The 12,730-nt window shown below is 65.2% G+C and carries 16 protein-coding genes; 2 read left to right on the top strand and 14 right to left on the bottom strand.

Going from position 1 to position 12,730, the window contains the following annotated elements; genetic code table 11:
• The first annotated feature begins 73 nt into the window (after positions 1–73).
• On the top strand, positions 74–361 hold the full coding sequence (locus G9E11_RS10145; protein WP_190605260.1) for a DUF6221 family protein: 288 nt from the start codon (positions 74–76) through the stop codon (positions 359–361).
• An 8-nt stretch (positions 362–369) separates the two neighbouring features.
• Here the strand turns inward: G9E11_RS10145 and G9E11_RS10150 are convergent, their stop codons facing one another.
• The 7 genes from G9E11_RS10150 to G9E11_RS10180 all read right to left on the bottom strand — a co-directional run bounded on the left by G9E11_RS10150 (position 370) and on the right by G9E11_RS10180 (position 6,662).
• A complete protein-coding gene (locus G9E11_RS10150) occupies positions 370–1,044 on the bottom strand; it encodes a DUF6766 family protein (protein WP_190605261.1) in 675 nt (224 codons plus the stop codon).
• Positions 1,045–1,136: 92 nt separating this feature from the next.
• On the bottom strand, positions 1,137–1,562 hold the full coding sequence (locus tag G9E11_RS10155; protein ID WP_190605263.1) for a hypothetical protein: 426 nt from the start codon (positions 1,560–1,562) through the stop codon (positions 1,137–1,139).
• Entirely contained in the window at positions 1,549–2,151 is a 603-nt protein-coding gene (locus tag G9E11_RS10160; RefSeq protein WP_190605265.1) for a Rho termination factor N-terminal domain-containing protein, read from the bottom strand. The genes G9E11_RS10155 and G9E11_RS10160 overlap by 14 nt, the downstream gene beginning before the upstream one ends.
• Before the next feature lie 124 nt (positions 2,152–2,275).
• On the bottom strand, positions 2,276–2,842 hold the full coding sequence (locus tag G9E11_RS10165) for a hypothetical protein (protein WP_190605267.1): 567 nt from the start codon (positions 2,840–2,842) through the stop codon (positions 2,276–2,278).
• A gap of 14 nt (positions 2,843–2,856) precedes the next feature.
• Positions 2,857–4,005, bottom strand: a complete 1,149-nt coding sequence (locus G9E11_RS10170) for a zinc-dependent alcohol dehydrogenase (RefSeq protein WP_190605269.1) — start codon at positions 4,003–4,005, stop codon at positions 2,857–2,859.
• Positions 4,002–5,465, bottom strand: a complete 1,464-nt coding sequence (locus G9E11_RS10175) for a M20/M25/M40 family metallo-hydrolase (protein WP_190605271.1) — start codon at positions 5,463–5,465, stop codon at positions 4,002–4,004. The genes G9E11_RS10170 and G9E11_RS10175 overlap by 4 nt, the downstream gene beginning before the upstream one ends.
• 21 nt (positions 5,466–5,486) lie before the next feature.
• Positions 5,487–6,662, bottom strand: coding sequence for a glutamate--cysteine ligase 2 (locus G9E11_RS10180; RefSeq protein WP_190605273.1), 1,176 nt, complete (start codon positions 6,660–6,662; stop codon positions 5,487–5,489).
• Positions 6,663–6,996: 334 nt separating this feature from the next.
• On the opposite strand from G9E11_RS10180, the gene G9E11_RS10185 reads away from it, so the two are divergent.
• Positions 6,997–7,449 carry a DUF2243 domain-containing protein gene (locus G9E11_RS10185; protein WP_246468845.1) on the top strand — a complete coding sequence of 151 codons (453 nt, stop codon included), beginning with the start codon at positions 6,997–6,999 and terminating at the stop codon, positions 7,447–7,449.
• A gap of 330 nt (positions 7,450–7,779) precedes the next feature.
• Here G9E11_RS10185 and G9E11_RS10190 read toward each other — a convergent pair whose 3' ends face one another.
• The 7 genes from G9E11_RS10190 to G9E11_RS10220 all read right to left on the bottom strand — a co-directional run bounded on the left by G9E11_RS10190 (position 7,780) and on the right by G9E11_RS10220 (position 12,714).
• Positions 7,780–8,007 carry a hypothetical protein gene (locus G9E11_RS10190; protein ID WP_190605277.1) on the bottom strand — a complete coding sequence of 76 codons (228 nt, stop codon included), beginning with the start codon at positions 8,005–8,007 and terminating at the stop codon, positions 7,780–7,782.
• On the bottom strand, positions 8,004–8,756 hold the full coding sequence (locus G9E11_RS10195) for a GAF and ANTAR domain-containing protein (RefSeq protein ID WP_190605279.1): 753 nt from the start codon (positions 8,754–8,756) through the stop codon (positions 8,004–8,006). Before G9E11_RS10195 ends, G9E11_RS10190 begins: the two co-directional genes overlap by 4 nt.
• A 105-nt stretch (positions 8,757–8,861) precedes the next feature.
• A complete protein-coding gene (locus G9E11_RS10200; protein WP_190605282.1) occupies positions 8,862–9,629 on the bottom strand; it encodes a GAF and ANTAR domain-containing protein in 768 nt (255 codons plus the stop codon).
• Positions 9,630–9,855: 226 nt separating this feature from the next.
• A complete protein-coding gene (locus tag G9E11_RS10205) occupies positions 9,856–10,071 on the bottom strand; it encodes a CDGSH iron-sulfur domain-containing protein (protein ID WP_190605283.1) in 216 nt (71 codons plus the stop codon).
• 36 nt (positions 10,072–10,107) lie between these two features.
• Complete coding sequence (locus G9E11_RS10210) at positions 10,108–11,121, bottom strand: glycosyltransferase family 2 protein (RefSeq protein ID WP_190605285.1); 1,014 nt, start codon at positions 11,119–11,121, stop codon at positions 10,108–10,110.
• Positions 11,118–12,188 carry an iron-containing redox enzyme family protein gene (locus tag G9E11_RS10215; protein ID WP_190605287.1) on the bottom strand — a complete coding sequence of 357 codons (1,071 nt, stop codon included), beginning with the start codon at positions 12,186–12,188 and terminating at the stop codon, positions 11,118–11,120. The genes G9E11_RS10210 and G9E11_RS10215 overlap by 4 nt, the downstream gene beginning before the upstream one ends.
• A gap of 100 nt (positions 12,189–12,288) precedes the next feature.
• A complete protein-coding gene (locus G9E11_RS10220; protein WP_190605288.1) occupies positions 12,289–12,714 on the bottom strand; it encodes a MarR family winged helix-turn-helix transcriptional regulator in 426 nt (141 codons plus the stop codon).
• Between the last annotated feature and the right edge of the window lie 16 nt (positions 12,715–12,730).

Here is a 12,730-nt window from a genome sequence, read left to right on the forward strand (position 1 = left end):
CGCTGTTCCCAAACAACTGACGGTCCAAACACAACCACCATCACCCAGACAAGCTGAACGCGAGGGACTTCATATGGCCGACCTGATCGATTTTCTGGAAGCGCGGATCGCCGAGGACGAGGCGGATGCCCGGCGCGGACTGGAGATGGAGGGATCGGCGGGACCCGTCGTCGGCTGGTTCAATCCCGGGCGCGTGCTTTCGGAATGCGCGGCCAAACGGACGATCCTGGGCAACGTCCCGCTGGTCACCGATGTCGCCACGGCCATCGGCGCCACCAGCGAGTACGTCCTGATGTCCCTCGCCGCCGTCTACAAAGACCATCCTGATTACCAGGAAGGGTGGGCAGTCGACGGGCTGTGAAGGCGGCGCTAGCCGGTGGTGCCTGTGTCGTCGTGCGCCGAGCCCACTGGCTTGGACTCCGGTGAGCCGCGCTGGCGGAGGTAGATCGACAGGACAACCATGGAACCGACCGCGAGGAACTCGGACTGCCAGTTTTGCAGGGTACGGTTCCAGAACTCCGGCGATGCGATGTACTCGCCCCAGCTGACCGGCTGCTGGAAGTTCTGGATCTGTTCCTGGTTGTAGTTGCTGTTGCCGGCAATGGACTGGACCAGCCAGGACAGGATGAAGATCAGCCCCATGGTGAGTCCCAGCGAGTTTGAGTACAGGGTCCGGCGCCAGCCGGAGACGCGGGCCCACTTCGGGGACTTGGCGTTGCTGTACTCGCCCACGAGCTGGTCCTTGTCCGACTCCGGGCCGGGCTCGTTCAGTTCCTTGGACTCGGGAGACCCCTTCTGCACCAGCCAGACGGTCGCGAAGATGTAGAGCAGGAACTGCAGGTACTCGGACTGCCAGTTCTCCGAGACGTCCACGGCAAAGTTCGACGACACCAAGTACTGCCCGAAGCTGATTTCCTCCAGCCCGGAGGCCACCTGCTCCTCATTGAAGAGAGCGTGGCCGGTGAGCGCCTGGCCCAGCAGGGCCAGGAGGAAGATGAGGCCGAAGAAGAGGCTGAGGCCGTTGTTTCTGAGTGCTTTTTTCACGGTCCGCCTATCCCCGTATAAGGCCGATGGCTGCCATGTAGGCCAGTCCGCCGAAGATCAGGATGAGATACAGGGCAAAGCTCCAGCGCATTCTATTTGCCTCCCACTTCGCAGGTATACGGTGCTTCTTCCCCGTTGGGGGTGCAGCCGGCGCCCGTAATTTTCCAGCCCGCGTCGGAGGCGGCCAGGAAGACGGTGTCGTTCTCGAACTCCACGAAGGCGTTGCGGCCGAACTGCTCGGTGTCCAGCAGTCTTCCCGGACCCGTGAATTGGGCCTTTTTCAGCTGGCTCTCGCAGGTTCCCGCATCACTGGAGCGCGCTGTCTCCTCCCGCGTCTTGGACTGGAGCAGCGAGCACGCCGCCGTCATGTCGGAACCGGCCACGTCCCGGTGGAACGCTTCGGCCGCTTCGGCGGCCGCCGTACCCTCCGGCGCACACCCCGAAAGGGCGCCCCCTGACAGCACAAACAGTGCGAGGAGTCCGATCCGTAGGGCCCGGTCGCCCCTAGGCGTCTTCACGTTCCGGGTTTTCAAGACGGAAGAAGTTGGACTGCGTTCCGTCCGTGCGCTGTTCCTGGTAAATGAAATTCAGGCGGCGGCCGTCAAACGTCTTGAACCACTCCTCCCAGCTGACGCGGCGCAAATTGCTGTCGTCGCGGCCAAAATCTATGCGCAGTACGCCCAGATGGTCGCCGTGTTCCGTGCCTTCAACCGCGGCAGGGGTTCCGCCGCGTTCCTCAGCCCACTGCCTGATGACCTCGTGGTGCGTCGTGGCCAGGCTGCGGCCCTCCCGCTCGGGTTCGTCCTCGGTTGAGGTGACCTCCTGCGAATACTTCAGCGAGCTGGATGACGCGTCTCCGTGCCGGATCTTGCCGCCCTCGGGCCCGGCGCCCAGATCGCCGGCGTCAGCACCGCCGTCGTTGTTGTCTCCGCCCTGGGAACGGGCGCTGGCCACTTCCTGCACGAGCTCCTCTTTGCGCATGCCCGAAGTTCCGCTGATGTTTTCGTCCTTCGCCTCCTGCCGGAGCTCATCCACCTTCATCTCGCGCAGTTCGGTCTCGCTGACATCGGGGGTGTTCGGCGTCTGGTTACCTGGCTTGTCGCTCATGGCATTTCCTCCTCGTGCAGGACGTCAACAATTACTAAGGCTACTTATTGTTTAGTCCGTGCCGGGAGCGCCGTCAAGCTGTCCGATGCGTCTGAGCAGGACAACCGCGTTTTGATCGGGGCGGTCAGGCCTTGTGCCGGCCCAGCTTTCTGGCAACGGCGACTGCGGCGGCGCCGGCGAGGATCCACGGGCCTGCGACGATGGCTGGATCCATCCACTGGTGGGCGAGGTCCGCACGCTTCCTGCCAAATCGTGACCGGACACCGTGTCCGGAGAACTCGCTGAGGACGCCGCTTTCGGTGACCGGGTTGTCCGGGCGCAGCGAAATGAAGGAGCCCAGATGGGCTTCCCACGCGTTGACACGGTCGGCGGCGAGCAGGATCAGCCAGTGGGCCGCGCGGCCTTCGCTGTACCGGTAGGCGAACCTGCGCAGGGTTCCGGACACGCCGGAGGGCGGGGTGGACGTGCCGAAGACCGGAGTGAGGAACTTGTGCTCGATGGACCGCTCCCGCGGCACCTTCTCTTCCTGACGCTCGGGGAACTCCCAGTGGGCGCCGGTGGCGAGGTCCCTGCGTTCCCGCGGCACGGAGGGTCGGTCTTTCGGATCCAGGTCTACGCCCCACCCGGGGATGCGGGCTCGTAGTTGCTCGCTGCTTTCCTTGGGCTTCGGCTTGTCCGCTGTGTAGGGCATGGCGTCCACTCCTTTCAGCTGGGACTCGGTACGATAAGCGGCTTGATGATGCCATCGAGCTTGGCGGAAAACATGTGATATCCCTCGGCGATGTGCTCCAGCGGGATGCGGTGGGTGACAATGTCGCTGGGTTTGAGGTAGCCGTTCCGGACGTGCTCGAACAGCCGAGGCCACTGCCGTTTGACGGGGCACTGGTTCATCCGCAGCGTCAGTCCCTTGTTCACGGCGTCGCCGAATTTGACGGCACTGAACATTGGACCGTAGGCCCCCATCACGGACACTGTCCCGCCCTTGCGGACAGAATCGATGGCCCAGTTCAGCGCCACCGGCGACCCGCCCTGCAGCTTCAGCTGGGAGGACGTTACATGCTGGGTGAGGTTGCCGTCCGCTTCGGCCCCCACGGCGTCTATCGCCACATCCGCGCCCAGGTAATCCGTGATCTTCTTCATGTGCACGACGATGTCGTCGTATTCCACGAAGTTGTACGTCTCGGCGTGGGCGAATGACCGGGCCTTCTCGAGTCGGTACTCGAGATGGTCGATCACGATCACCCGTCCCGCGCCCATCAGCCACGAGGACTTGGCAGCGAACAGCCCCACCGGTCCGGCACCGAAGACCACCACGGTGTCGCCTTCGCTGATGTCACCGAGCTGGGCTCCGAAGTAGCCCGTGGCGACGGCGTCCGTGAGCAGTACCGCATCCTCCTCGTCCATCCACTCCGGAATGAGGGAGGGTCCCACGTCCGCGAAGGGCACGCGTACGTACTCGGACTGCCCGCCGTCGTAACCCCCGCAGGTGTGGGAGTACCCGTAGATGCCGCCCACCGCCGTGGCGTTCGCGTTCACGTTGTGGCAGTTTGAATAAAGCCCCCGTGAGCAGAAGTAGCACGACCCGCAGAAGATATTGAACGGCACCATCACACGGTCGCCGGGCTTTAGGTTCTGTACAGAGGATCCGACCTCGTGGACCGTGCCGACGAATTCGTGCCCAAACGTCATCCCCACCCGGGTGTCGGGCATCATGCCGTGATAAAGATGCAGGTCCGAGCCGCAGATCGCCGCCAGGGAAACACGCACAATGGCGTCGTTGGGATGTTCAAGCTTTGGAATGTCTTTTTCTTCCACCCGGACCTTGTATGGTCCGCGATACACCATTGCCTTCATTTCTTGCCGCCTTCAAAGCTGGCCGTCGGAGGTCTCAGGCTTCCACCCGCCAGCGAGGAGGTCAAGGGGGCCTTAGCCTGCTGCCGCCCGAGTTCATCCCACAGGAAAGCCAGCGTCGCTGCGCCGGCCTTCAGGACGTCGACGTTCACGCTCTCGTCGCTGTCGTGCCAGTTGTCCTCCACCAGCCCCGTCCCGAAAAAGACCACCGGAACATTCAGCGCGGAGGAGAGAAGGTCGGCGGGTCCGCCGCCCGCGTTTCCCATCCGCCCCACCTCGGCGCCGAAGCCCCTTGCCATTGCCATTGAGAGGGCCTCAACATATGCGCAGTCCGGGGTTCGGTAGGCTTCCTGGGCGGTCTCGGTTTCGATCGACAGCCCGTAGGCGTAGCGGTCGCTGATGTTTTCGGCAACCCAGCGCCGGAGCTGTTTGGCGACTTCGTGCACTTTCTGCCCGGAGACGGTGCGGATGCTGAGGTCCGCCGACGCCATCGACGGAACCGCCGCCCGGGCAACGCCGATGGGGTCCCCGGCCGCCATCGCAATGACCTCGACGGCGGGACGCTCCCACAGCCGCTCCGGAACCGTGTAGCCTTCCTCGCCGCCGATGCTGCGGGTATGGGACCGCTCCAGCCAGTCCTCCGCGACGAAAGGGAGCGCGGCCAGTTCGGCGCGGCGGCGCGGGGACATCTCCTCAACGTCGTCGTAGAAGCCCGGGAGCGTGATCCTGCCTTTCTGGTCATGCAGCCGTGCGAGGAGGTTGCTCAGCTCGAATGCGGGGTTGGGCGCAGCGCCGGAGACCGCGCCGCTGTGAATGTCCGTCAGCGGACCGTAGACCTCGATTCGTGCCCCGAGCATCCCCCGGATGCTGGTGCACAGGGCCGGGTGGTCTGCCCGCCACAGCAGGGTGTCGGAGAAGATCACCACGTCCGCATCAAGCCGGGTCCGGTGCTCCCGAAGAATGTCTGCCAGTCCCGGGGAGCCGGCCTCTTCCTCCCCTTCGACGATTATCTTCAGGTTTACGGCCGGCGCCGTGCGCCCGGTGGCGTGAAGGTGGGCGCGGAGGCCCCAGATGTGGGCGATGACCTGGCCCTTGGCATCGGAACTTCCCCGGCCGTAGAGCCGGCCGTCCCGCGGCACGGGGTCGAACGGTGAGGTCTGGTCCCAGTTCTCCTCTTTGACGGCGCGGACGTCATGGTGGCTGTAGATAAGAACGGTGGGGGCGCCCGGTGCAGCGGACCATTCGGCGAAGACCGCAGGACCCTCGGACCCCTCCCAGATCTCGGTGGTGGGGAACCCGACGTCGCGCAGTTCTCCGGCCAGCCAGTTGGCTGACCGGGTCAGGTTGTGTTTGCGCTCAGGAACGCCGGCCACCGATGGTATGTGGACCCACTCGGTGAGCCGCTTCAGGAACAGGGGAGTGTGGACGTCAACATAGTTACGAACGCCATCGTCAATGTCCATCGGTGCTCCTGTCGAAGTTAATCAGCTGGCTTGGAGGCGCCGGGACCGGCGACGCGGGCTGTCGGCCGTCCCGTGCGTGCGGTTGACGGCGTCCATCACCACCGCGGTTAGGCTCTGGCTGTTCATCATCGTTTCGCGCTGCCTCTGTGCGCCTGTCCCGGAGGTGAGGATCTGCCCCAGTGCCAGGGTCACCTGCTCCTCGTCGCCGCTGGCGGCGAGAGCGGGGCGGATGTGCGTCAGGAGGGCCTGCACCGCTTCGGTGGCAGGCCATGGCATGTTCAGCAGCGGATGCAGAAGGGTGCCCTCCACTCCCGCCTCGCTGGCCTTCCACGCCGCCAGGCGCAGTTGCGCGGCGGACAGGCGTGGCGCCGAAATACCCGCCCGCCAGTCTTGGGACGCCCGTTCCACGAGTGCCCGGACAAGGGCCGCGATTGCCGTGGCGTGCCCGGCGTCCAGGCACACGTCGGCAATGCGCACCTCAACCGTCGGGTGGTGGCGGGAAAGCCGCGCATCGAAGTACACCATTCCCTCGTCCAGGAGGACACCGGTGGTGAGCAGCGACTGAACGTGACGGCGGTACGCCCGTTCGGATCCGAACCGTTCGCAAGGTCCCGCCGTCGGCCACCGGTTCCACGCCTGGTAGCGGAAGCTGGCGTAGCCCGTGTCGGTTCCCTGCCAGAACGGGGAATTTGCGCTCAGCGCCAGCAGCACGGGCAGCCAGACACGGATCCGATCCAGAACAGCCACCCCTTCCTCTCCGGACGTGACTTGGACGTGGACATGCAGGCCACAGGTGAGTTGCTCCCTCAGGGTCAAGCCGAACTGGGCCGCCATGTTCAGGTAACGGGGGTGAGGTACCAACGTCGGTGCGGCCGGCACGGGGCTGGTGGCCAGCGCCACCGCCCGTGCGCCCACCGAGCGGGCGGCCTCATCGGCCAGGGTCCGGCCCGCGCGGATGGCCTCTGCCATCTCTTGCAGGGTGGAACAGACAGGGCCGACGACCTCCAGTTGCTCCTGCTTCACCTCCAAGGCCAAGGCTGGCGCCTTGCCGGACGATGGGCGTCGCGCATGAAGCTGCAGTGACTGTTCCGCCGCCGGTATGGGCTGCCCTGTGACGGGGTCCACGAGCAGGAATTCCTCTTCGACGCCGAAGGTTCTCAGGAGCCTGCCGCTCGGAGGAATGCCTGGCCTTTTCATTGAAAGATTCAATGCGGTTCCTAGGGAAAGAGGCCTCCGGCCCGGTGTCGCATGGGCCATCTGCCGGTGGAGCTGACAGCCCTCCTGCACGAGCCACCCTCATCGGCCCGCTCGAAGAAAACAGGCTGCTGATCTCCTCAGACTACCCATCAGGGCGGGCTGCCGGAAGAGCGCGTTCGGTTGGCGGCGCCGAGGATGGCTGACGTCTCTGCAGCCGCGCCTTGTCCGGTTCGTGGCCTTTGCTCCCCCCTTGGCATAGGGGTAGCGTACGCGTATGGCCAGACAGGGACACCTTCACGGAGCAGCCGGAATTCCCCCGTCGAAGACTGGAGGCATGCTCTTTGGGCTGGGGCTTGGCGGCTTTGTGGACGGCATCGTCCTGCACCAGATCCTGCAGTGGCACCACATGGTTAGCAACACCCGCGATCACCCGGTAAACACGGTGGCAGGGCTGGAGGTGAACACACTCGTGGACGGGTTTTTCCACCTCGTGATGTGGCTTCTGGTGCTTGTAGCTTCCGTTGTCACTATCAGCGCCTGGCGCCAAGGGAGGCTGGCACTTAACTGGAGCTTTCATTTCGGCCTGGTGCTCGCGGGTTGGGGGATCTTCAACGTGGTGGAAGGCCTCGTGGATCACCAGTTGCTCCAGATTCACCACGTCCGGGACGACCTGGGAGGCCCCGTGGTCTGGGACATGGGGTTCCTCGCTGTCAGCCTGCTGCTCATTGCCGGCGGCTGGCTGCTCCACCGGCGGGGCCTGGCTGCGCTTGCGAGCAGGAGCCGCTGACTTAGGCTTCCACCCGATCACTGCTATTTTGACCAGACTGCCCGTTGCCTTTGCCGTCCCTGGTGGCGGTGCAGGCTGTTGTTTTAGCCCAGCGGCTCCTCCGCTCCGGACACCCCGGAAGTGGGCCAGACCCAGGCCGGTTCCAAGGTCAGCCCGGAAACATCGGGACCGCCGGTCAATCCGCCTCGCACGGCGTCCTCAATAATCCGTCGCAGCAGCCCCGCTGACGCTCCTGAAACTGGCTGCCGACGGCGGGCCGGGGCAACCGCGCGTGACTTACGACGGCGGGACTGACGTGGGAGCCACGGTCCGGCTCAAATGCTTCCCGCCTCAGTCCCCGTGCGAGTCGCCCAGTTCGTAGATGGCGTGGTCCAGCAGGTCCCGCTGGATGGGGCGCAGCATGTATGAACCGTGCAGGTAGGCCTCTATCTCCATGGCACCGGCGTCGCCACCAATGCTGAAGTAGTGCATCCATAGGTCATCGATTTCAAGCTCTGCGTGCCGGAATGCCTTGGCGGTCAGCTCCCGTTGCGCCTCTCCGTCCCCGTCAACGCTCATGGCGTCCGGCTCGGGGGGTCCGTCGAAGGTTCGATGATGTCACGGGCCACGTCGCTGAGGAAGACTTCCTCCGTGCGCGATCGGGTGATCATGACCTGCAGGGCACCGTGTTCGCTCAGCCGCAGCCGTTCCATGAGCATGCCCTTGGCCATGTCGATAAGGCTCCGGCTGTGCAGGGCACCCTTCAGGGCCTCGCTGAGGTGGGCGACGCGTTCCCGCGCCTGCAGGTTGGACAGGAAAAGCGCCGCCGGACCAGCCAGGAGGGACAGGACCTGCTCGCTGTGTTCGTCGAAGGCGTGGGGCCGGTCTGCGTAGACTTTCAGGGCGCCAATGGCCTCGGGATCGTTTCCCCCGGTCACGTCGGGGACGAGCATCGGGACGCTGATACAGGACATCAGTCCGAGGCGGGCGCTGGCGTCGCGCCACTCGGGCCAGCGATCGTCCTGCCGGAGATCGTCCACGCGGACAGTTCGGGCGCCGGCCCAAGCCGCCAGGCAGGGTCCCTGGCCGAGGTCGTATTGCAGGCGGTCCGCCTCTTCCACCAGGCTGTTCGTCGAGGCCCTGCTGGTTGGCCGGCCTTGGGCGTCAATAAGCGTCCCGCCGGCACCGACGCTGCCAGCAAGGGTTTCGTGTGCGGCCTGCGCAATGTTGGCTACGGCCCGGTCAACCACTGGTTCCGTGAGCAGGAGACCCGCCACCCGAGCAAAGATATCCGGCAATTCGCCTGCCTTTTGGTGCTTCTGCGTCACGGGCGGGCCTCACACGTCATCAGGATGGAGAACGTCCCTCTGGGAGGTACGTCCGGCAGGTGCTCTCCATAATAGTCACGGGTCCTGCGGCCACTGCCGGTGGACCTACTGGTGCGTATCGCCATCTTGAAGTCTCCGCTCCGGAAGCTTCGCGCCGTTCAGGATGTCCGCGGCAATCTGCTTCAGTTGTTGTTTGCTGGACCGCGCCATCTCGTGGAGAACGGCGACGGCCTCCTCGCGGCTGCCTCGGGTCTGGGCCATGACCAGGCTGAGGGCGGCGTCGATCACGGCCCTGGATTGCAGCGCCCCGTGCAGCCCTGCGGGGTGGACCACCGCCGGCCGGTGAACCCGCAGGGCCAGGCGGAGCATGCGTGACAGGGAGATGGCGTACGATTCCACTTCGGCTATCGCCGTCGCATTGAATGTGTTCGTGCTGCGGGCGTAGCAGTTCAGAGCGGCGGCGGCGCCCGGCCCGGCATCAATGGGAACGGCAAGGATGGCGGCGACGCCGTCGTGTGTGACCGCCTGCGCGTACCGGTGCCACCGTTCGGACGTCGCGAGGTCCTCCACGAGCACCGTCCGGTCTTCCCTTAGCGCCGTGAGGCAGGGGCCGTCGTCTAACCCGTATTGTTTTTCATCCATCCGCTTGGCTGTGCCGCTGCTGCTGGCTACCGTCACGGGCCGTCCGTCGCGCTCAACGGTAATGGCACACAGCATCGGCTCGGGCGTGGCCAATGCGGCTGCTGAAAAGACAGTCAGCTCCAGGAGGAATTCGTCAAAGCCGGGGCTTTCCAGCAAAAGGTCCTGCAACTGCTCCAGTGTCGGCGAGGGAATTTTCCCGGACGTCGGCGGCTGACTCGGCTCGGCGGCCATCACCTGCCTCGATCCACTTGGAACTAGACGTTCCGATCCATTTTTCCGGCCGGATTCAAAGTCCGGGAACGATCGTGGACCTGTGGTGTCCGCGGCCAATGCGTGACGAAGCGGGCGAACGCAACCGGAGGAATCCTGCGGTGCAGGATACCGCTTGGGGAAGGTTGCTTCGCCTCCAATTCTGAGCCTACTCCCTCCGTTCTGCACAAGATATAAAGGGCGAAAATCAGGCATCGGTGCGGAAATTTATCAGCTTGTGGGAGCCGTCGCAGTAGGGCTTGATTGCTGAGGCGCCGCAACGGCAGAGCGCGACCGTGGTTCTTTGCCGGGGAACAGGGTCCCCGGATGGGGTGACTATTTCGAAGTCTCCGCGGATCAGAATCGGCCCGTCGGGGCATAGCACCACGGAGCTGGGGTCGCTCGTCTTGGTTTCATGATCCATGTTGTGTTCCGTTCTGTTTGAGTGCCGTGGCCCGGGTCAGGTGCCTTGGGCCGGCTGGATTTTGCCCCCGTGCCTACGCCTGAGCGCGGACGGGGAATGGGCTGCAGTCCTGATCCGGGCTCCTGCGTAGGGAACCCCGCCGGCAGTGCGCAGAGCCGCGGCCAGCCAGACGCACACCGCCCGTTCGAGGACCCATAGCGGGGCAAACAAAGCGGTATGGGCCGGGAAAACGGCCGTTCCGCCGTCGCGCCTTCTCCCTCTTTCCGCTATCCCGACGGCGGCGGTGGCCAATGCTAGGATCCCCAGGGCACGCGGTACGCGCCGTTGTGCCATTACCGCTGCAAGGACCGGCAGCAGCGCAAGCTCGGCCAACAGCCTCGCGGGCTGCGCGAAGTCGTCGTAGGCTTGCCGGATGCGCTGCTTCAGGAAGTGGCGGCCTGTGGGCGGCCTGCGGGCAACCAGCAACCCGGGCATCTGCTTCTCGCGGCCGCCGGCGGCGGTGATGGTCCTGATGAGCTCCAGGTTCTCGAAGAGCACACCTTCGTAGCCGTCCGTGGCCATCAGGGCGGACCGGCGAACTGCGAGCGTGCCGGGGTAGTCGCTGCCGAATGCCCGGTTGATCAGGGTCCTGGATGTGTCCCAGCGTGCGTGCCAGGGCAGCGGGGTGAAGTAATTCTGTGGGCGGACCAGTTCGGCATCATCAAGCGCGGCGAAGGCAGTGGCCAGCCCCTCGCGGGTGTACCGGACGTCGTCGTCGGCGATTACCAGCCGCTCGGCCGCACTCCGCCTGACGGCTGTCAGAACGGCGGCGACCTTGCCGTTGCCACCACTGGCGGCGCCCGGCGGGAGGTGGCGGACTGACGCTGGGAACAGCGCCCGGTGCCGCGCGAATAGTGCAGCGGGGGAGCCGTCGACCACCGTCACGTGCGTCCAGACGGCGAGTGCAGAAATGTACTCCGCCAGCTCCTCAGCCCCCGAGTCCTCGGTCCAGCGCAGGGGCAGGATGTATTCCGTGTCCGGTCCAGCGCTCGGCACTGACGCCGCGGTCATGCCGCAGCGGGGAGGGACGTCCGTAGGGAGGACCTGCCGTCTTCCCACGCTTCCACAATGTGGGCCGTGAGACGGGCGTCGATGGCCAGAGCAGCCGTGGCGCCGAACAGGATGTCCTCGAGGAGATGCGGTTCTGCCTCCGCTAGCCCTCCGGCGAGGTCCCGGCCGGCGATCTGTTCGTGGACGGCGTCGGCTTCGACGTGCTCGTCGAAGTACTCGGTGACGTCGCTGCCGAATCCGTGCCGCCGGAAGCCCCGGGCGTAGAGGTGGTTGGGCCGGGAAGATGTCATCTCATAGATCGCAAGATGCCCGGTGATGGCACCGCGCAGTCGGCGCTGCAGGCCGAAGAGCGACATCATGTTCACGGAGGCCAGGGCCATGGCCGGCACAACGTCCGCGTAGCTGCCGTAGCGGGTATCGAGCCCCAGCCCTTCCATGGTCCGTGCGAAGAGCGCGCTGTGCATGCGGTGCGGGCGTCCGCCCCCGTACTCGTCCGCCTGAATCTCCACCAGGGCGGCCTTGGGGCGCCCTGCCAGCCTTGGGATTGCCCAGGTGTGGGGATCGGCTTCCTTGAGTTGGTAGACGGATTTGTGAATGAGGAATTCCGCCAGCTGTTCAACCGTCGCCTTCTTGGCCACGTAGCGCGAGAGGCTGGGTCCGCCGTCCTGCGCGGCCAGTGCAAACAGCATGTCCGCCACTGCGTCGCTGTCCGGGTTGCCTTCTGCCGCAACGCGTTCGCTGTTTGCTGACGCGGGCCCGGCGGCCACGAGAGCAGCCGAGCGCAAGGCCTGTTCGAACGGTGCTTCCAAAAGCCGGCGGACGGCGATCAGCCCGGGCTCCCATTCCCAGGCGTCGTCCACCCCATCGAGCCCTCCGTAGTGCAGCTCGTAGAGGCAAAACAGTGCGAACTGCAAGTCGTCGTCACTGAGGATGTCATCCGCGAGCCTCACTGTCTTGGCGACGAGGCTGAGCAGTGCTGCCTGTGCTGCCGAATCTGCTCCTGGCAGGCCAGCCAGAAGGTCGGTGAGCTCGGCGCTGACGGGACCGCGCGGTTCAGGTAATTGCATGGTTCTCCTTGGCCAGCGGCAGCGGTGCAGTTGGCGGATAAATCGGTCGGTTGGTCAGCCGGTAGCGAAGGTTACGGGCCCGGGCGGACAGAGCGGAACGCTACATCCGCAGGTCGCGGATGTAGCGTTCCAGGTCGAGGCGCAAGGCGGACTCTGTATCCGGCCTGCTCTGCGTGAGCCCTTGGACCAGGGCCTCCGCAGTGGACAGTACGTTCCGGCCGTCGTGCGTGAGCCGGATGTCGGTATAGCGCCGGTCATCGCTGCGTTCCCTGCTCAGGAAGCCAAGTCCCTGAAGGCGACGGACCACCCTGCCCAGGCTTTGCTTGCTGACACAGAGCAGGGCGGCCAGATCGGAGACGGAGACGGGCTCGAGGTCCGCCACCGCCTCCAGCACGTCCAGCGATCCCTTGGTCAGGCCCAGATGGGTGAGGTTGCGGTTGATCCGCAGCTCATCCAGACGGGCAGCGATGCTAAGGAGCCGGTGCGTTGGCCAGCACTCCGGTCCTGTCGGATGAGCCAGGCTCATGCCGGCTCACGTGTTC

This window comes from Arthrobacter ipis, from assembly GCF_014694315.1.
GTDB lineage: Bacteria > Actinomycetota > Actinomycetes > Actinomycetales > Micrococcaceae > Arthrobacter > Arthrobacter ipis.